16 protein-coding genes and 1 pseudogene are annotated in these 20,260 nt (G+C 50.1%); 11 read left to right on the top strand and 6 right to left on the bottom strand.

The genetic code is table 11. The annotated features are described in order from the left end of the window. The first annotated feature begins 310 nt into the window (after positions 1-310). The 7 genes and pseudogenes from Q4C79_RS05980 to Q4C79_RS05945 all read left to right on the top strand — a co-directional run bounded on the left by Q4C79_RS05980 (position 311) and on the right by Q4C79_RS05945 (position 6,078). Entirely contained in the window at positions 311-1,003 is a 693-nt protein-coding gene (locus Q4C79_RS05980; RefSeq protein WP_303090109.1) for a LysR family transcriptional regulator, read from the top strand. Between the two features lie 466 nt (positions 1,004-1,469). Continuing rightward, positions 1,470-1,823 carry a cyclophilin-like fold protein gene (locus Q4C79_RS05975; RefSeq protein WP_303090108.1) on the top strand — a complete coding sequence of 118 codons (354 nt, stop codon included), beginning with the start codon at positions 1,470-1,472 and terminating at the stop codon, positions 1,821-1,823. A gap of 50 nt (positions 1,824-1,873) precedes the next feature. Then, complete coding sequence (locus Q4C79_RS05970) at positions 1,874-2,299, top strand: alpha/beta hydrolase (protein WP_303090107.1); 426 nt, start codon at positions 1,874-1,876, stop codon at positions 2,297-2,299. A 111-nt stretch (positions 2,300-2,410) separates the two neighbouring features. Further along, entirely contained in the window at positions 2,411-2,902 is a 492-nt protein-coding gene (locus tag Q4C79_RS05965) for an alpha/beta hydrolase (RefSeq protein ID WP_303090106.1), read from the top strand. A gap of 20 nt (positions 2,903-2,922) precedes the next feature. Further along, positions 2,923-4,083: an MFS transporter gene (locus Q4C79_RS05960; RefSeq protein ID WP_303090105.1), complete on the top strand. Its 1,161-nt coding sequence runs from the start codon at positions 2,923-2,925 to the stop codon at positions 4,081-4,083. Positions 4,084-4,222: 139 nt separating this feature from the next. After that, positions 4,223-4,971: pseudogene (locus Q4C79_RS05950) on the top strand (SDR family oxidoreductase). 135 nt (positions 4,972-5,106) lie between these two features. After that, positions 5,107-6,078: a carboxymuconolactone decarboxylase family protein gene (locus Q4C79_RS05945; RefSeq protein WP_303090103.1), complete on the top strand. Its 972-nt coding sequence runs from the start codon at positions 5,107-5,109 to the stop codon at positions 6,076-6,078. 478 nt (positions 6,079-6,556) lie between these two features. Here the strand turns inward: Q4C79_RS05945 and gyrA are convergent, their stop codons facing one another. Beyond that, positions 6,557-9,346: a DNA gyrase subunit A gene (gyrA, locus tag Q4C79_RS05940; RefSeq protein ID WP_303090102.1), complete on the bottom strand. Its 2,790-nt coding sequence runs from the start codon at positions 9,344-9,346 to the stop codon at positions 6,557-6,559. 525 nt (positions 9,347-9,871) lie between these two features. On the opposite strand from gyrA, the gene earP reads away from it, so the two are divergent. The 4 genes from earP to trpE all read left to right on the top strand — a co-directional run bounded on the left by earP (position 9,872) and on the right by trpE (position 14,560). Next, positions 9,872-11,044: an elongation factor P maturation arginine rhamnosyltransferase EarP gene (gene earP, locus Q4C79_RS05935; RefSeq protein WP_303090101.1), complete on the top strand. Its 1,173-nt coding sequence runs from the start codon at positions 9,872-9,874 to the stop codon at positions 11,042-11,044. 46 nt (positions 11,045-11,090) lie between these two features. Next, entirely contained in the window at positions 11,091-11,651 is a 561-nt protein-coding gene (gene efp, locus Q4C79_RS05930; RefSeq protein ID WP_303090100.1) for an elongation factor P, read from the top strand. Between the two features lie 159 nt (positions 11,652-11,810). Beyond that, a complete protein-coding gene (gene recA, locus Q4C79_RS05925; RefSeq protein WP_303090099.1) occupies positions 11,811-12,857 on the top strand; it encodes a recombinase RecA in 1,047 nt (348 codons plus the stop codon). 227 nt (positions 12,858-13,084) lie between these two features. Beyond that, positions 13,085-14,560, top strand: a complete 1,476-nt coding sequence (gene trpE, locus Q4C79_RS05920) for an anthranilate synthase component I (protein ID WP_303090098.1) — start codon at positions 13,085-13,087, stop codon at positions 14,558-14,560. A 420-nt stretch (positions 14,561-14,980) separates the two neighbouring features. Here the strand turns inward: trpE and trpS are convergent, their stop codons facing one another. The 5 genes from trpS to Q4C79_RS05895 all read right to left on the bottom strand — a co-directional run bounded on the left by trpS (position 14,981) and on the right by Q4C79_RS05895 (position 20,193). After that, positions 14,981-15,991 (bottom strand): tryptophan--tRNA ligase, encoded by a 1,011-nt coding sequence (gene trpS, locus Q4C79_RS05915; RefSeq protein WP_303090097.1) that lies wholly within the window; start codon positions 15,989-15,991, stop codon positions 14,981-14,983. A 104-nt stretch (positions 15,992-16,095) separates the two neighbouring features. After that, complete coding sequence (gene pip / locus Q4C79_RS05910; RefSeq protein WP_303090096.1) at positions 16,096-17,034, bottom strand: prolyl aminopeptidase; 939 nt, start codon at positions 17,032-17,034, stop codon at positions 16,096-16,098. An 82-nt stretch (positions 17,035-17,116) separates the two neighbouring features. Then, complete coding sequence (locus tag Q4C79_RS05905; protein WP_303090095.1) at positions 17,117-18,433, bottom strand: DUF445 domain-containing protein; 1,317 nt, start codon at positions 18,431-18,433, stop codon at positions 17,117-17,119. A gap of 357 nt (positions 18,434-18,790) precedes the next feature. After that, the gene (locus Q4C79_RS05900; protein WP_303090094.1) at positions 18,791-19,300 is read right to left on the bottom strand and encodes a TPM domain-containing protein; all 510 of its coding nucleotides are present in this window, start codon (positions 19,298-19,300) and stop codon (positions 18,791-18,793) included. Beyond that, complete coding sequence (locus Q4C79_RS05895; protein ID WP_303090093.1) at positions 19,300-20,193, bottom strand: YgcG family protein; 894 nt, start codon at positions 20,191-20,193, stop codon at positions 19,300-19,302. The genes Q4C79_RS05900 and Q4C79_RS05895 overlap by 1 nt, the downstream gene beginning before the upstream one ends. Positions 20,194-20,260 lie beyond the last annotated feature (67 nt).

The following is a 20,260-nucleotide window of genomic DNA, read 5'->3' as shown; positions in this document are numbered from 1 at the left end:
TCGGCGGCAACCATGCTTTGATGGCCAGCATCATCAGCCTGCAAACCTTGTTGGCCATGATAACGCTGCCGGTGGTGCTATGGCTGGTTATTTGAGTAAAAGGCAAGGTACATCAGCAACTCGATCAATTCCTACATACCCGCACTGAATATTAACAACGGTTAGGTGTGAAAATTTAGACCTTATTGACAATTTATCTACATAATCCACGAGAAAAAATCTGATTTAAGGCAATTTTTCGGTATTATGTAGCCGTTGCACAAGTCTCGAGTCATTCGTAAATCCATAAAATTGTTCCTAAGGGGATCTCGTGGATATCCAAACATTACGCTATTTTCTTGCCATAGTACGTGAAGAAAACATCTCTCGTGCAGCAGAAACTGCTTTCATTTCTCAACCTGCCCTAAGTCGCCGGATAGCTCAGCTAGAAGAAGAGCTAGGAGTGCAATTATTTGAACGCGGCAAGCGATTAAGGCTAACCGATGCTGGCGTAACATTAAGCAAACGGGCCACAGAAGTTGTGGAAATGGTAGAGAAAATCAAAGTCGAATTCACGGGTGGGTATACGGTAAGCGGCATTATCAGTATTGGTATGGGAGGGCTAATAGCGTCTCAACAAATGCTGGGTTACTGCGAAACCTTCCAACGCCAATATCCGCAGGTGGAATTTCAATTTTTCAGTGCGATGGCTGACGATATTAAAGAGAAACTCGATACTGGGCTGCTCGATTTCGGCGTGTTGCTTGAACCTGTGGAAATCAATCGCTACGACTATCTGCGTTTTAACACGCAAGAGCGTTGGGGGTTGCTGATGTCGTCTGAAAATCCGTTGGCAGAAAAAACTTATATCACGCCGCAAGATCTGAATGCTTTACCACTCATCACAAGTAACCGCTACGCACTACAAAAAGAGCTGGAGCATTGGCTACAGGCGGATAACGTTGAGCTGAACATCGTTGCTACCTTACAACCTCATCAACCACATTACCACACTTGTTGCTAGAAACTATGCCAGCGCATTAACTATTGAAGGGGCTACCGTACTTCTCGATCACTCACGCCTGACTTTCCGAGCACTTCAGCCTGAACTTGTGATGACTTCTGTTCTCGCTTGGAAGAAAACGCATAAGAGTTCTAGTACAGCAGCAAAATTTTTGCAATTTGTGAAAGAACAGCTCTAATACCCGCTCTTCCAATTTCCCTCTACTTTGATCACAACTGTATTTTTACGCCTGAATTGAAATACAGATTGCTCAAATCCATGTTATAAATGCATAAAATTATATAAAATATAATCATTAGACATAAAATAACACTCGATCTAAAATAATCCACATAGCAAACAACGTTTTTTTTCTTACTCTTATTTAGGAACATTTATATTTAAAGCTCATTTATTACTTTTTACTACATTATTGTGCAGCAATATATCAACAAATGCACAAACTACTTTTTCGGAGGGCAATAGTATGGCACAACAAATCAACATCACTGTTAATAATCAAACATTTACTGCCACAATGGAAAATAACGCAGCCAGTCGCGCACTGATTGCCAAAATGCCTTTTACTGTAAAAATGCAAAATTTATACGGTCGGGAATTGGTACATCGTCTGGGAGCGGGGGCATTACCAACCGAGAAACTGCGTAGTGATCATTTTTCTGTTGGGGATTTAATTTATTGGCCCCCTCGCGGCAGTTTGGTCATTTTATACAAACAAGATGGCGATACTTTTGAACGTCAACAGTTAGGACGTATCGATCAAGATATCTCTGCTTTGGGTGAAATGGAAAATATTGAAGCAACATTTAGCGCAAAATAACCATCACCAATAATGAAAAATTAATCTAAACGTTAATTAAGGATACAAAAATGGCTAACACAACCAAAAAAATTGCTTTAATGACCGCTTTAGCGACAGCATTATGCACATCTCTCTCCATACAAGCTGCGGATATGTCCCGTGGTGCGAATAATTTTTATGTCAGCCAGCAGCTTAACAGCAAAACAGTACATTTTAAAAATGCTTATGATATGGAATTAGCAGGTACGTTATTCACGCCTAAAAATATGCAGAGTGATAAAAAATATCCAGCTATTATCGTTGGCCATCCGTTTGCCGCAGTCAGACAACAATCAGCAAATTTATACGCACAAAAAATGGCGGATGCTGGTTTTATTACACTCACTTTCGATCAATCTTTTTGGGGCGAAAGTACCGGTGAACCACGTGGAGCGGTGCTACCGGATGTGTACTCTGAAAATTTCAGTGCTGCAGTGGATTATCTTACAACGTAAAACTTTGTTGATGCTGACAATATCGGCATTATTGGCGTATGTGCCAGCGGAGCTTTCTCATTAGCAGCAGCTAAAATTGACCCTCGAATTAAAGCCGTGGCGACTTCTAGTATGTATGATATGGGCGAATATTTTCGCACAGGGTTAAGAGGTAATCGCGATAGAGCTATCGTTAAAAACGATCTAGACATTGCAGCGAAATTCCGTACGCAAGCGGCAAAAACAGGCAGCCCTGTTTATGGCCCGGGTCAAAATGACAAAGTCTTTTTAGAAGCGAAGGAATCTGCAGATTTCTATCAAACCGAACGAGGCAAAGTAGCAAGCAACGATCGCCGTACGACACCAGCCACCTATGCTAAATTCTTAAATTTCTATCCTTTCAATGACTTGGATATTATTTCGCCGCGTCCGATTTTGTTTGTGGTGGGAGAAATTGCACCGTCGAGAAGTTTCACAGAAACCGCCTTCCAACGTGCGGCCCAACCAAAAGAATTAGTCGTAGTAGATGGAGCGAACCGCATCGATTTATACGATAGAACCGAAATGATTCCTTGGGAAAAATTCACTTCGTTCTTCAATCAGCATCTCAGCGTAACGAAGTAATACATTTTAGGATAAATAAATTGAAATCAAAACTTGGATTATTCGGGGCGATTAGTACATTCGGGCTTGTGTTTTTCGCATCTGCTGCACCGATTCCGCTTTATTCGGTATATCGTCAAACATTATTGCTGAATAATGCCGATTTATCTTTTTCGTCTGTTTGCTATTTTGTAGGAACAGTCTTTGCTCTGCTATTTCTAGCCCGATTATCAAACCAATTTGGGCGTAAGCCTGTGGTGATTGTTGCTCTGATTTTATCCATACTCGGCGTTATTGAGTTTATTACCCTTAACTCCGTAACCGATTTTTATTTTGCTCGGTTTGTGCAGGGGCTATCTTGTGGATTAGCATCCAGTGCGGCAGCGGCTTATGTTGTGGATCTTGCCTCCCCTAAACTAGGAACAATCGCCGTGAGCACCACTCCAATGATTGGGCTTTCACTCGGTTCGTTGGGTTCTGGTTTTATTGTAGAAACAACCGGCTCACTTACGGCGATTTATTGGGTTGCATTCGGTTTTGCTGTCATTGCGGCAATGCTCGTTTTATTGGGAAAAGAAACCATTGGTTGGCAGAAAAGTGCGGTTAAAAATGCGGTTATTTCTCTCGTGCCCAACATTGGTTTACCTGAACGTTTACGTCACTTTTTGCCGGCAGCCGCCGCCGTGTTTATAGGCACTTGGGCAATTGGTGGATTTTTTCAAACATTTTCCGCCCCAATAGCACGAGATCAATTACATTCAACTAGCGTTCTTGTAGGCTCAACCGTCTTTGCAGCATTCCAAATTCCTGCGTTCTTCGGTAGCGTGCTCTCCGGCAAAATCTCCCAATCTTCAGGGCAAAAAATAGGAATGACAGGATTTTTCTTAAGCACCATCGGCTTAGTGCTTGCACTCGCTCAAAGTTCTGTTTTTGCTGTATTAGGTATTATCGTCCTTGCTAGTTTAACGTTTGGTCTGGCTTATGCCGCAAGTATTAAAAGCCTACTAAGTAGCGCAACATTAGAAGAACGAGCCGGTATTCTCTCCCTCATTTATATTATCGGTTATGCGGGTGCTGCCGTTCCGAACCTTATTGTTGGCAAATTGGCAAGCGGTTTAAATTTAGTTGAAATTACCACTGGCTATGCCGTTTTAGTGGGAATAACTTGGTTGATTGTTATCTTAAAATCTCGACATCAATAATGCTATTTTTAGCAGTTGAGTATTCTTAAATTATTTTATCTTGAAATTAAGATAAGACTACAATCGCAACATTATTTAGGAAAACCAGAATAACCTATCGGTTAAAACAATCTTTCACAACAAGCAAAAGGAAAAACTGATGAACAACATTCAAAACAAAGTCGTGATTATTACAGGTGCCTCTTCAGGCATTGGTGAAGCAGCTGCATATAAATTAGCTGAACAAGGTGCGAAGTTAGTGTAGCGGCACGCCGGGAAGATAAATTAAAGTCGATTGCAAACAACATCAAAGCGAAAGGTGGTGAAGCTGTCTTCCGTTCAACCGATGTGACTAAACCTGAAGATAACACGGCATTAGTCGAATTAGCCAAATCCGCATTTAGACGTGTGGATGCGATTTTCTTAAATGCCGGTTTAATGCCGAGCTCACCGCTTTCAGCCCTAGAAACCAATAACTGGAATGCGATGATTGATGTCAATATCAAAGGTGTATTAAACGGTATTGCTGCCGTGTTACCGACTTTTGAAGCACAAAAAACAGGGCATATTTTAGCAACTTCATCGGTTGCCGGCTTAAAAGTGTACCCCGGTGGCACAGTATACTGCGGCACTAAATGGGCGGTGAAGGCGATTATGGAAGGGTTACGAATAGAAAGTGCACAAGCAGGAACAAATATCCGCACCGCAACGATTTATCCTGCTGCAGTACAATCTGAATTAGTGGATCACATTACCGATAATTCAACGTCAGCAGGCTATCGCCAGCTTTATGATACCTATGAAATCCCAGCCGAACGTGTGGCAAACGTAGTGGCATTTGCGTTGAAGCAACCGGAAGATACAAACATCAGTGAATTTACGATTGGACCAACTGCTCAACCTTGGTAATACAAGAAAAAACTGCTTATAAAAAGCGAAATACGGTGTCAAAACGAAAATCGACATAAAGTTGCCGTTATTTTAACCGCACTTTCCAGTGCAGTGCTCGTTCAAGCGGCAAATACAACGATTCAAATAACAAAAATGGAGAATAAACAAATGCAACTTACAGCAAAACAACAAAGCTTGGCAAAAATCGGGGCGCTTACCGCCACAGGTGATATTTCAGCGTTAAAAATCGCCGTTGCAGAAGCGTTAGACAACGATTTAACCATTAACGAAATTAAAGATGCGATGGTGCAACTTTATGCTTACGCCGGCTTTCCGCGCAGTTTAAATGCATTAAATACGCTTGCTGAAACAGTAAAAGAACGTCAAGCAAAAGGCGTGAAAGATACTGACGGCAAAGTAGCTACTGCATTGCCAACCAATACGGATATTCTGGCTCTTGGCACCAAAACACAAACCGATCTTACCGGACGTCCGGTTGATCTTTCTGCTCTTTCGTCTGATATTGACCGTTATTTGAAAACGCATCTATTTGGCGATATTTTTGCCAGTGATTTACTCAACTGGCAAGAGCGTGAAATTGTAACCGTCGGAGCATTAAGCCAGCTTAAAGGAGCGGAAAGTCAGCTTAATGCTCACAAAGCAATCAGCAAAAAGAATGGATTAACCGATGAACAACTGGCTCAAATTGAGAAAATCATTCCCCCACAATTAAGCCAATTCCCACTTGGTCAATCAAATGATGCCTATGCCCAATACTTCTCTGGACAAAGTTATCTTGCCCCTATCTCTAATGAGCAAGTAAAAATTAACAATGTTACCTTTGAACCAACGGTTCGCAACAATTGGCACATTCATCACGCTACCAAAGGTGGAGGTCAAATTCTCATCGTAACCGCAGGGCGAGGCTACTATCAAGAATGGGGCAAACCAGCCCAAGAGTTGAAACCAGGCGACGTAGTAAACATTCCAGCTAACGTCAAACACTGGCACGGAGCAGCGAAAAATTCGTGGCTTCAACACTTAGCTGTGGCAGTTGACGGTGAAAACACCAGCAACGAATGGCTAGAGCCAGTATCGGACGAAGAATATTCAAAATTGAAATAGGCGTAGCCGGGGCAGCTGTTGTCCCCTACGATTGTCAATCCAAACGATTTACAGGCCATATAGAGAATAAACAAACTGTTAGATACAGTCCCACTATAGCCTATTCAGGAGACCTCAAACAACTCGTACTCAAAAACTCCGTCAAGTGTGGACGATTTGCAGAACGGCAAAAAAAATTCGGCACCGCCATCTCCACCCTCACGCTTTGGACACGCCCTCCGGCCCCTAAGCCTCTCTGAAACAACCGGAAACCCGCAACTCGAGGATTTTGAGCGTTATCCTGATGCCTATAGCTATAGCAGATTAAATTAATTTTCGATACAAGGCAGCAAGCCGCAGACAGTACAAGTAGTACGGCAAGGCGCAGCAACGCCGTAGCGAAAAGTTAAGTTAATCCGCTATATATCGTTATCGACACAACAAGGCCGTCTGAAAACTTATTTTTCAGACGGCCTTGATTATCACTGCCGCTTACCGCTTACGCTTGCCCGTCATCACCGGCAGCATCTTCGGCGGCAGATTCGGTTTCGGCGTTTTCACCATCGTTTTCCGCGCCTTCGCCTGCTGCCGGCACGTCTTCGTCTTCTTCCGGCTCGGCAATCCGCTCTAGGCTCACCAGCGTTTCGCCTTCGTCGAGGTTAATCAGGCGCACGCCTTGGGCGGCGCGGCCGGTTTCGCGGATTTGCTCGACTTTGGTGCGGATTAACACGCCGCCGCTGGTAATCAGCATCAAATCGTCGCTTTCGTTAACCAAAGTTGCGGCCACCAATTCGCCGTTGCGCTCGCCGGTGTCGATGGCGATGATGCCCTGCCCGCCTTTGCCTTTGCGGCTGTAATCTTCAATCGGCGTGCGTTTGCCGTAGCCGTTTTGCGTGGCGGTGAGCACCTGTTGCTCGGTGTTGTCGGGCGCGGAAACCAGCAGGCTGACGATGCGGCCGCCTTTGGGCAGGCGCATACCGCGCAGGCCGCCGCTGCCTCGGCCGGACGGACGCACGCCGTTGCCTTTCAGCACGGGCGCATCGGCGCCGTCCGTTTCGTCGTGTTCGGTTTCGGCTTCCGTATCGAGGCCGTCTGAATCTTCGTTTTCCAAATCGTCGGCCTCGCCGTTGCGCTCGTAATATTCGTTAAAGCGGATGGCTTTGCCGAGGTTGGAAAACAGCATGATATCGCTGGTGCCGGAGGTTTTCGCCACCCCCACCAGCGAATCGCCGTCTTTGAGGGCGATGGCCTTGATGCCTTGCGCGCGCACGTTTTTGAAGGCGGAAAGCTGCACTTTTTTCACCATGCCCTGCGCGGTGGCGAAGAATACGTATTCGTCTTCGGGGAACTCGCGCACGGCCATGATGGCGCTTACCTTTTCGCCTTCGTCCAATTGGATGACGTTGTTAATCGGGCGGCCGCGGCTGTTACGCCCGCCTTCGGGCAGTTTGTACACTTTAATCCAGTGGCATTTGCCGAAATTGGTGAAACACATCAGGTAATCGTGGGTGTTGGCCACAAACAGGGTTTCGATAAAGTCTTCGTCTTTGGTGGCGGCGGCCTGTTTGCCGCGACCGCCGCGGCGCTGCGCCTGATAATCGGTGGTGGGCTGGGTTTTGATGTAGCCGCCGTGGGTGAGCGTCACCACCATTTCGCGCGGCGGAATCAGGTCTTCGTCGGCAATATCGCCGCCGAACGGGTTGATTTCGCTGCGGCGTTCGTCGCCGAAGTTAGTTTTGATTTCTTCCAGTTCTTCGTGAATGATGGCGGTGATGCGCTCGGGCTTGGCTAAAATATCCAGAAAATCAATAATCTGCCCCATGATGGTTTTGTAGTCGGCCACGATGGTGTCTTGGTCGAGGCCGGTGAGGTTGCGCAGGCTCATGCGCAAAATGGCGTCGGCCTGAATGTCGCTCAGAAAATAGCCGCCCGCCTGCAAACCCAAGCCTGCGGGCAAGCCTTCGGGGCGCGCCATCTGCATATCCAAATCGGTGCGGGAGAGCATTTCGCCCACCAAGCCCGACTGCCACGGGCGCGACAGCAGTTTCTCTTTGGCTTCGGGCGCATCGGCGGATTCTTTGATGAGCTGAATCATCTCGTCGATGTTCGACAGGGCCACCGCTTTGCCTTCGGCGATATGGCCTTCGTGGCGCGCTTTTTTCAGACGGAACAGGGTGCGGCGGGTAACGACTTCGCGACGGTGGCGCAGAAATTCGCTCAAAATCTGCTTCAGGTTCAACAGGCGCGGCTGGCCATCGACCAAGGCCACCATATTGATGCCGAAGCTGTCTTGCAGCTGGGTGAGTTTGTAGAGCTGGTTGAGCACCACTTCGGCGTTTTCGTTGCGCTTGAGCTCGATCACGACGCGCATGCCCGATTTGTCGGATTCGTCGCGCAGGTCGGAAATGCCTTCCAACACCTTGTCGCGCACCAGTTCGCCGATTTTTTCCACCAGGCGGGCTTTGTTCACCTGATAGGGGATTTCGTCGATGATGATGGCTTCGCGCTCGCCGTTTTTGCCGATAGGCTCGATGTGGGTTTTGCCGCGCATCACCACGCGGCCGCGGCCGGTTTTATAACCTTCGCGCACGCCGCCCAAGCCGTAGATGGTGGCGCCGGTGGGGAAATCGGGGGCTTTGATGATGTTGATGAGTTCGTCGATCTCGGTTTGCGGCTCGGCCAAGAGTTTCAGGCAGGCATCGATGGTGTCGGGCAGGTTGTGCGGCGGAATATTGGTGGCCATGCCCACGGCGATGCCGGAAGAGCCGTTAACCAACAAGGCGGGGAAACGGGTGGGCAACACCAGCGGCTCGCTTTCGCTGCCGTCGTAGTTGGGGCCGAAGTTAACGGTTTCTTCTTCGATGTCGGCCAGCATTTCGTGGGCGATTTTCGCCATGCGGATTTCGGTGTAACGCATCGCCGCCGCGCCGTCGCCGTCAACCGAGCCGAAGTTGCCCTGGCCGTCGACCAACACATAGCGCATCGAGAAATCCTGCGCCATGCGCACGATGGTGTCGTAAACCGCAGAATCGCCGTGCGGGTGGTATTTACCGATGACGTCGCCGACGATACGGGCAGACTTTTTATAAGCGCTGTTCCAGTTGTTTTTCAGCTCGTGCATCGCGTACAAAACGCGGCGGTGCACGGGCTTCAAGCCGTCGCGCACATCCGGCAGCGCGCGCCCCACAATCACGCTCATGGCGTAATCGAGGTAGCTTCTGCGCATTTCTTCTTCAAGGCTGATGGGGAGGGTTTCTTTGGCAAATTGCGAATCGATATGGGAAGTCATGTTGTCGACTTTGAAATTCTCTGGAAAAATATCCGCGTATTTTAGCATAAAAGCGAACAAAATAAGCTGAAAATCCGCTGTTATCGACAGGCTGAACAAAACTTTTCAGACAGGCATCCGAGCGTTTATAAATTATTTTTCATTACGGACAAATACGCCCTGGCCTGTCTGAAAAAACACTCTAATTTTTATTTAGCATTCCGACAAATCCATGCCTGTTCTGGCTTTACGGGCTTACCCACAAAAGCTGTGGATAAATATGTGGAAGACTTGGGGGATAGTCGTATTTTTCCCTTAAATTCGGGGATTACAGTTTTATTGCACAAAAAATAAGCTTTTAAAATAAACAAATTAAATCAAATATTTATAAAATATTTTAACTTGTCAAGCGCCATCCCCAAACCTTTTCGATCCCGCAAAAACCTTTTCTCCTTTTGTGGATAATAGTAAAGAAATTCAGCTTTTCCGGCTTGACAAAACCACAACAGACGGTAAACCTTAACCATCAAACAGTTAGATCAGCTTATGCACATTCCCCACTCACCATCCCAACACCCGCTTTGCTGCTGGCTGTTTTGCACCGTTATCGATAATTACGGCGATATCGGCGTCAGCTGGCGGTTGGCGCAGATTTTGTCGCGCGAATTAGGCTGGCATGTGCATTTATGGCTGGATGACGAACAAGCCCTGGCGCCGCTCGCCCCGCCGCTACCTGCCCTGCCGGTCATTCATCAATCGGTTTTCCTGCATCGCTGGCGAGCCGGTGCGGACGCGGAAGATTTAAGTAATACTCCTGCGCCCGATGTGGTTATTGAAACCTTTGCCTGCGATTTGCCTCCGCCGGTACTCGACATGATCCGAACACAACAAGCGCTTTGGCTCAATTGGGAATACCTGAGCGCCGAAGACTGGGCGCGCACCATGCACGCCAAGCCCTCGCCGCAAGCCAACGGCGTACAAAAATATTTTTGGCTGATGGGTTTTAGCGAAACAGACGGCGGCTTGTTGCGCGAGAAAAACTTCGACTCCCTCAGTTCAATAACTGATATGCCATCTCTACGCCGGCAGCTGATGTTACCGCCGAAGAACCTGCCCGAATGGCTCTTATTTGGCTACCAAAGCACTGCTTGGGCGCGTTGGCTCACCATGTGGTTGCAGCACGGTGAAGCGATGCGCCTGCTGATCCCCGCCGAACCCGTTCTTTGCAGCTTACGGGAAGCCGGCATCATTCCGCCCAATGCCCTGCTGCAAAGCGGCGACACTTACATTCTCGGCAAATTGGAATTACACCGCCTTCCCTTTCTTCCGCAACACGATTTCGACCGCCTGCTCGCGCTGTGCGACGGCTTAATCGTGCGCGGCGAAGACAGCTTCGTGCGCGCCCAATTTTCCGGCAAACCTTTTTTCTGGCACATTTATCCGCAGGAAGAACAAGCCCACCATGAAAAACTGCACGCATTCTGGCTGCTTTCCTACCTTCATTTCGAAGAACCCGTTATCACGGCGCACCGACAGCTTTCCGATGATTTAAACGGCGTCATCGAACTATCGGAACACGAGCGCCTCTTTGCCTGGCAAACCTTGTGCCGGCAACAACAAAGTTGGCGAAACGCCGCCGAAAGTTGGCGCAATTACCTGTTTTCACAAAACAGCGCCACCGAAAGGCTAGCCAATTTTGTGGCAGATAAGTTAAAATAGCCCGTTATTTTTTCTATTTACAACAAACCAAGTGAGATTGATTTAAATGAAAACCGCACAAGAACTGCGCGCAGGCAACGTATTCATGGTCGGCAACGATCCGATGGTGGTACAAAAAACCGAATACATCAAAGGCGGCCGCTCTTCCGCCAAAGTGAGCATGAAACTGAAAAACCTGCTCACCGGCGCCGCTACCGAAACCATCTACAAGGCCGACGACAAATTTGACGTAGTGGTTTTGAGCCGTAAAAACTGTACTTACAGCTACTTTGCCGATCCGATGTACGTATTCATGGACGAAGAATTCAACCAATACGAAATCGAAGCCGAAAACATCGGCGACGCCCTGAAATTCATCGTCGACGGCATGGAAGACCAATGCGAAGTCACCTTCTACGAAGGGAACCCGATTTCCGTAGAACTGCCGACCATCATCGTACGCGAAGTGGAATACACCGAGCCTGCCGTTAAAGGCGACACTTCCGGCAAAGTGATGAAAACCGCCCGCTTGGTCGGCGGCACCGAAATCCAAGTGATGTCTTACATCGAAAACGGCGACAAAGTCGAAATCGACACCCGTACCGGCGAATTCCGCAAACGCGCCTAATCACGCCGTTTCGTGCCGCAAAGCACTTTAAAACAAAATGCCTGTCTGAAAACTTTTTTCAGACAGGCATTTGCTTACTCGAAGTTTCCAGCCCAAATCTTCGCGAATATGCGATAATCCGCCACTGTATTTGTAACATAACCGCAAAACGAGAAACCTATGTCAGACGAAAAAAGCAAAGCACTTGCCGCCGCACTCGCCCAAATCGAAAAAAACTTCGGCAAAGGCTCCATCATGAAGATGGACGGCAGCCATCAAGACGAAAATTTAGAAGTGATTTCCACCGGCTCTTTGAGCCTGGATCTGGCCTTGGGCGTAGGCGGCCTGCCGCGCGGCCGCATCGTTGAAATCTTCGGCCCGGAATCTTCCGGCAAAACCACCCTCTGCTTGGAAGCCATCGCCCAATGCCAGAAAAACGGCGGAACCTGCGCCTTTATTGATGCCGAAAATGCGTTCGACCCGATTTACGCCCGCAAACTCGGTGTAAAAGTAGAAGATTTGTTGGTTTCCCAACCAGATACCGGCGAGCAGGCACTCGAAATCTGCGACATGCTGGTGCGCAGCGGCGGTGTAGACATGGTGGTCATCGATTCGGTGGCAGCCCTCGTACCCAAAGCCGAAATCGAAGGCGAAATGGGCGACAGCCACGTCGGCCTGCAAGCTCGCCTGATGAGCCAAGCCTTGCGCAAACTCACCGGCCACATCAAAAAAACCAATACCTTAGTCGTATTCATCAACCAAATCCGCATGAAAATCGGCGTGATGTTCGGCAGCCCCGAAACCACTACCGGCGGCAACGCCCTGAAATTCTACGCCTCCGTACGCCTCGATATCCGCCGTACCGGCCAGATTAAAAAAGGCGACGACGTTTTGGGCAACGAAACCAAGGTTAAAGTGATTAAAAACAAAGTTGCTCCGCCCTTCCGCCAGGCAGAGTTCGACATCCTCTACGGCGAAGGCGTCAGCTGGGAAGGCGAAGTGGTAGACTTGGGCGTGAAATACGACATCGTCGAAAAATCCGGCGCTTGGTACAGTTACAACGGCGCCAAAATCGGCCAAGGCAAAGACAACGTGCGCGTATGGCTGAAGGAAAATCCGGAAGTTGCCCAGGAAATCGACCGTAAAATCCGCGAAAAAGCCGGCACCACCGTTCAGATTACCGAAGGCAAACTGGACGATACCGACGGCGAACAGCCGGAAGAATAAACGCTTTAGCATAATAGGATTAAACCGCTTGCTCCATAACCATTGCGCCATACTTAAGCTGATTGGTTATGAGAAGCAAACCCGCTGTTTGCCAAGCGGCCGGTTTGCCCTATCCCAAAAACAAACAGGCCTGTCTGAAACACTTTCAGACAGGCCTTTCTCTCAAAATCAGCGCAAAAACTGCTATACTGCCATCCTGTTTAATAGATGCTCAGGCGCGCCGAAACATGATTAGCAAACAAGAATACCAAGCCCAAGCCGATGCCGGTTACAACCGCATTCCTTTGGTACAGGAATTACTGGCGGATTTGGATACCCCGCTCTCGCTTTATCTCAAACTGGCCAACCAGCCTTTCAGTTATCTGCTCGAATCGGTAGTGGGTGGTGAGCGTTTCGGCCGCTATTCCTTTATCGGCCTGCCCTGCCAAACCTATCTCAAAGCCAGCGGCCGCCATGTCGATGTTTACCATCAAGGCAAAATCGTCGAACAATACGAAGGCAATCCGCTGCACTTTATCGAAGCCTTCCACGAACGTTATCAAACACCGGAAATACCCGGTTTGCCACGCTTTACCGGCGGCTTGGTCGGCTATTTCGGTTACGAGACCATTTACCATTTCGAACACTTCGCCCACCGTTTAAAAAACACGCCCAAAGAAGACCCCTTGGGCACACCCGATATTTTCCTGATGCTGTCGCAGGAATTGGCGGTTATCGACAACTTAAGCGGCAAAATTTATTTGATTGTCTACGCCGATCCTGCGCAAGAAAACGGTTATCAACAAGCCCGCGACCGATTGGAGGAGCTGCGCATCCAGCTGCGCCAAAGCGGTACCATTCCGCTCTCGCTCGGCAGCGTCGAGAGTCAGCCCGTACACGAAACCGGCGAAGCGCGCTATAAAAGCTATGTACGCCGTGTGCGCGACTATATTCTCGACGGCGACTGCATGCAGGTGGTGCCCAGCCAACGGCTGACCATGCCGTTTCACGACAACCCGCTGCATCTTTACCGTGCCCTGCGCACCTTAAACCCTTCGCCTTATCTGTTTTATTATCATTTCGACGACTTTTTCGTGGTCGGCTCCTCACCCGAAATTCTGGTGCGCCGCGAACGCGAAAAAATCGTAGTGCGCCCGATTGCCGGCACCCGCCTGCGCGGCGCCACACCCGAACAAGATCAGGCGATGGCCGACGATTTGCTCGGCGATACCAAAGAAATCGCCGAACATGTGATGCTGATTGATTTGGGGCGCAACGATGTCGGCCGCATCAGCCAAACCGGCCAGGTTCAGGTAACCGAAAAAATGGTCATCGAAAAATATTCGCATGTGATGCACATTGTTTCCAATGTAGAAGGCATCCTGCAGCCCAATACCACCAATATGGATATTTTGGCCGCCACTTTCCCCGCCGGTACGCTCTCCGGCGCGCCGAAAGTTAGGGCGCTGGAAATCATCGAAGAGCTGGAGCCGGCCAAGCGCGGCGTTTACGGCGGCGCTGTCGGCGTATGGGGTTTCAACAACGATATGGATCTGGCCATCGCCATCCGCACGGCCGTTATCCGCAACCAGACTTTATACGTACAAAGCGGCGGCGGCATTGTCGCCGATTCCGAAGAAGAAGCAGAATGGCAGGAAACGCAAAACAAAGCGCGTGCTGTTTTGCGCGCCGCGCAAATGGTACAAGAAGGATTGGATAAATAAGTTATCCCATCATCAATCATGCCTGTCTGAAAAGTTTTTCAGACAGGCATGATTCTTATAGAAAACCCTATAGCGAAAAAATATTTTTATAGCAGATTAACTTAACTTTCGCTACGGCGTTGCTGCGCCTTGCCGTACTACTTGTACTGTCTGCGGCTTGCTGCCTTGTATCGAAAATTAATTAAATCTGCTATAGATCTTTACAACAAACGGTTTTCATCCTGAATTTATTGATACCGCGTCATACTCGGGCTTGACCCCAGTATCTGCTTTTTTCCAAAACAAAAAGATGCTCGGGTCAAGCCCGAGCATGACAAAAATGTTTTCAGTTATCGAAAAGAATTTTGCAACAGTATCAAAATGCCTGTCTGAAAAGTTCTTCAGACAGGCATTTTGATTTGAACCATCCACAACCGTCTTTTATTTCAATGCGCGGATCCCCACAGCATCGCGTACCTGATCGAGCAGCACTCGCGCTTCGCGGCGGGCTTTGGCCGCACCTGCCTGCAAAATCTCTTCGATTTGGGCAGGGTTGGCGGTGAGTGCAGCATAGCGTTCGCGCGGTTCGGCCAATTCGGCGTTGATTTTAGCAGCCAACAGTTTTTTCGCTTCGCCCCAAGCCAAACCTTCGGCCAGCATTTGAGTGAATTCTGCGGTTTCGGCAGGCGTGGCGAAAGCTTTGTAGATTTCAAACAGCGGACTTTCGTCGGGCTGTTTCGGCTCGCCCGGCTCTTTGAGATTGGTGATGATTTTGTTCACCGATTTTTGGGTTTTTTTGTCGTTTTCCCACAGCGGAATGGTGTTACCATAGCTTTTGCTCATTTTGCGGCCGTCCAAACCCACCAACAGCTCGACGTTTTCGTCGATCTTCACTTCCGGCAGGGTAAACACTTCTTTAAAGCGGTGGTTGAAGCGGCCGGCGATGTCGCGCGCCATCTCAACGTGCTGTATCTGGTCGCGCCCCACCGGCACTTCGTTTGCCTTAAACATCAGAATATCGGCGCTCATCAGAATCGGGTAGCTGTATAAACCCATCTCGATTTGGTGGTCTTGGTCTTCCTGGCCTTTGTCCAGATTTTCCTGTACCGCGGCTTTATAGGCATGTGCTCGGTTCATCAGCCCTTTGGCGGTGATGCAGGTGAGTATCCAGTTTAATTCCATGATTTCGGGAATATCGCTCTGGCGGTAAAACGTGGTGCGCTCCGGATCAAGGCCGCAGGCCAGCCAAGTGGCGGCGACGGCTTGGGTGGATTCGTGGATCATCGCCGGATCGTGGCATTTGATGATGCCGTGGTAGTCGGCCAAAAATAAAAACGATTCGGCTTGTTCGTCTTGTGCGGCGCGGATAGCCGGGCGGATAGCGCCGACATAATTGCCCAAATGCGGAATGCCGGTGGTGGTAACGCCGGTTAGCACGCGTTTTTTCGTCATGATGTGGCTTTCTTGCGGGAATGTTTTCAGACAGGCATATCCGATGCCTGTCTGAAAAAGCGGGTTGGAAGAAGGGCTGGATTTTAACAGAGATTAGACGCCGCTTATAGTACCGCCAAGCGGTGGGCGAATTCGTCGGCGGCGGCGGTAAGCGCCGAAGCCAGCGGCTCTTCGGTGGATGCGTGGCCGCCCTGTACTATCCGCAATTCGGCTTCCGGCCAGGCTTGCGACAATTCCCAAGCGCTTTGCATCGGCGTGCACAAATCGTAACGCCCTTGCACAATCACCGCCGGAATGTGGCGGATGGTATTCATATTGGCCAAAATGGCTTTTTCGCCCGCCAGCCAGCCCAAGTTCACGAAATAATGATTTTCCAGCCGCGCAATCGCCAGCGATGCTTCGCCGTCCGAATCCTCTTCTTGCGGCTCAAAGCGGATCAAATAACTTTCCCATTCGTTCCACGCCTTGGCGGCCTTTACGGCGGTTTCATAATCGTCACCAAACAATAATTCGTGGTAGGCCAGTACCAATTGGCGGCGTTTTTCCGGCGCAACCGGCGCAATATAACGCTGCCACTGCGCAGGATAAATCTGGCTCACGCCGCCCTCTTCGCTCAGCCAATCGATTTCGCTTTGGCGGCAAAGAAAAATACCGCGCAAAATCAGGCCCAACACCCGCTCGGGATGGCTTTGCGCATAAGCCAGCGACAAAGTGCTGCCCCATGAGCCGCCGAACACCAGCCAGCGATCGATGCCGAGAAACTCGCGCAATTTCTCCAAATCGGCCACCAAATCCCAAGTAGTGTTTTCACGGGTTTCCGCATAAGGCTGCGATTGGCCGCAACCGCGCTGATCCATCAATACGATACGGTAACGCTCGGGATTGAAAAATGCCCGGCAAACCGGCGCAGTACCGGCGCCCGGGCCGCCGTGTACAAAAATCACCGGAATTCCGGCCGGATTACCCGATTCTTCCCAATAAATTTGGTGCAGGTCGGATACCTGAAGCAAACCGCTTTGCCGAACCTCCGGAATGGGATACATCTTTGTTTCCTCCTGTTTCGAAATAACTAATATTTTTAATAGCTATGGTTGTAGATACCGATCGGATCTTGCATTTTTTCGCTCACGCCAACAACCACTGCGACAGCGCATAAATCAACAGGCCGACCAAACCGCCGACCAGCGTACCGTTAATCCGGATAAACTGCAAATCCTTGCCCACGCTCAATTCCAGCTTCTCCACCATCTGCGCGCTGTCCCAGCTTTTCACCTTTTCGGCGACAAACTGGGCGGCGCGGTCTTTATAGTTTTGGATGAAATCCCGCACAATCAGCGAAATCCGCATATCGAGCCGCTTCATAAAACGCGGATAAACCTGCGCCTGCGCCAGCATATGGTCGAGCAATTTGTTGGCCTGCGCCAAGCAAAGCGAATCGTCTTTCAACACATCGCCCTCGCTCCAATGCTGCAAACCACGCCATAAACGCATCATACTTTCCTCCAGCGCCGGTGATTGCGCAAGCTCTCGCTTGCCAGCCTCCAGCCGCTTGTGCCACAGCCGCGAATGGATTAGGGCAGACTGAATGCGTTCGGTCTGCTCGGCGAAATGACGGCGCAAAGTATGCTGCGGATTCTCCAGCGCCGCCGCCAGATAAGCGTCGGCCCAATCCAGCGCTTTTTCCGCTACCCAGCCGTCCACCTTATCCACCAAGGTGCCTTTAAGCGAGGATTTGATGCGCTCCCACGTAGTTGGCGCATCGCTTTCGATTTTCATCGCCCATTCGCGCAGGTTCTCTTCCAGCAGGCTACGCGTTTCCGGATCGTGCAGCCAGCGGCGTATCTGTTTGATCAGCGAAAGCAGCAACACTTCGTCCAAACCTTGAGCCTTAAGCACTGCCAACATATCGGCCAGCGTTTTGCCGATTTTGTTCCCGCTGTATTGCTGTTCCAAAAGTTGCCCCGCAAAACGGGCGACTTGATCGGGCTTGGCCACCTTCAGCAAAGCCGGCAGCTGGCGTACCGCCCACGGCAGCCAGGTTTCGCGGTTGGCCGCCAACCAGGCCAGCAGTTTTTCGCTGGGCTCGGCGCGGTATACCCGCACCGCAATCGGTTTGCCCTGGATAAAATTATGCTCGATAAACCGGCCGAGTTCTTCTGCTATCCGCACCTGATTTTTCGGCAAAATGGCAGTATGCGGAATGGGAATGCCCAAGGGATGGCGAAAGAGCGCAGTTACCGCAAACCAATCGGCCAGCGCCCCCACCATCGCCGCTTCGGCAAACGCCTTGAGATAGCCCAAGCCGGGATATTGTTTGATCCACAACGAAGCCAGAATAAACAGCAGGCAGGCAAACAACAGCAAGCCGGTGGCCAGCATCCGGCTGTGTTTCAATCTTTTTCTCGCCATTTCGGCGCGCACTTCGTGGGAAAGGATAGTCATCGTTCAGATTCCGTATGGCTTGATATAGACTCACTCAATGCCTGTCTGAAATTATATCGCTAAAAAACCGAAGATTCATCCGCATCTCCGTTTCACCTTCTAGGGGCTGTTGACAATTGACACTAGCATCAATACGTTTCAGACAGGCATTGCCTATTATTTAAGCAAATCAATTTCTTCTTGCCGTTTCAGCCCTTTACTTCACTTATCCACAAAACACCCACAAAGAAGAAAAAGTTTTCGGTGCATAATTTGCAAACCATCCCCTGAGCACGCAGCTTGTGGGGCGCAATCGGGATAAGCTGTGGACAAAAAAGCACGGGCAGGATGCCCGTGCCGGATGGATGCATCGCTGTTTCAGCGCAATACCACCGTGTTCGGAAGCTCGTCGCCGCTTGCCGATTCGCCGCGCGGGTAGTGTTGCTGCAAAATCTCGGTAATCTGCCGCAAGCCATCGCCCAAACCGCGGTCGTATTCACCGGCGCGAAAACCGGCCAAGATACTGTCGCAAGCGGCCTGCCAAGCCTGTTGCGGCACCCGCGCCGCTATGCCGCGATCGGCCACGATTTCCACCTGATGGTCGGCAAAAGAAACATAAACCAATACGCCGCAATTGGCTTCGGTATCCCACACGCCCAATTCGCCAAACCACTGCCATGCGCGTGTTTGAGTGGTCATTCCCTGCCACAGCGCTTCCAGCGGGAAGTGCGATTCGATCACAAAACGGATTTGGCCTTGATGATGCCGCTCCGATTGCGCGATGGATTCCGCCAACGCCTGCAACTGCCGCTCGGCAAACAGCCGGCGGACACGAAAACCCGGGTGCTGCAAATGTTGCCAGATACGTTTGAATTTATTTTGTTCCATTACCAACTCCCCGACGCGCCGCCGCCGCCGAAACTGCCGCCACCGCCACTGAAACCGCCGCCGAAACCGCCGCTGCTTCTGCCTCCGCTATAGCCGCCACCGAATCCGCCGGTACCGCCGCCCCAACCGCCGCCGCGGCCGCCGCCACCGACAAAATTACCCAAACCGAGAATAAAAGTGACTACTGCGCCGATAAAGCCGGCTACCACCGCAATCACCACCCCCCAGCCGAATAACATCCATACCGAGCTGAACACCGCTCCGCCGGTAATCAAGCTGCCCAAAGTACGGCCGAATACCGCGCGTAAAAAGCCGCCGATAAAAATGGTTAGCACCAGTAAAGTAATCACTTGGTCGGCAACCGATTCGTCCGATTGTGTTTGCTCAGGCGCCGGCAGGCTCTCGCCGGCGATCAATTTCTCAATCTGGCCGACCGCCGCGCCTATGCCCTCGTCGGTTTTACCCGCACGCAAATACGGCGCCATCACTTCGTCCAAAATCCGGCGCGCATATACGTCGGGAATCGCTCCTTCCAAACCACGGCCGACCGCCAGAAAAGACTTACGTTCGTCGCGTACCAACAACAATAAAACACCGTCGCTTTGCGCCGAACGGCCCAGCTGCCAATCCTGCATCACCCGCGCCGAATACTCAAACGTGGTTTCCGGCGCAATGGCCGGCACCGTCAGCACCACAATCTGGCTGCCTTTTTCGCGGCTGTATTGCAAAAGATGCCGGTTCAACTCCTCGCGCGCCTGCGGCTGCATCATGCCCGCCGTATCCATTACCGGCGCCGTCAGCTTGGGAATGGCCGCCAAATCGGCCGCCAGCAGCCAACAGCTGGTAAACAGCATGGCAACCAACACACCCAGCCGTTGCACAACAGACAACATAAGCATTTCCTTTTTTAATTAATAGCTTAATCGTTTCAGACAGGCATGGTTTGCGCCTCCATGCCTG

The sequence above is a fragment of the Neisseria sp. genome, from assembly GCF_030523955.1.
In the GTDB taxonomy this organism is placed as follows: Bacteria; Pseudomonadota; Gammaproteobacteria; order Burkholderiales; family Neisseriaceae; genus Neisseria.
Note: the sequence above shows the minus strand (reverse complement) of the source record. Positions and strands in the feature narration are given on the sequence as shown.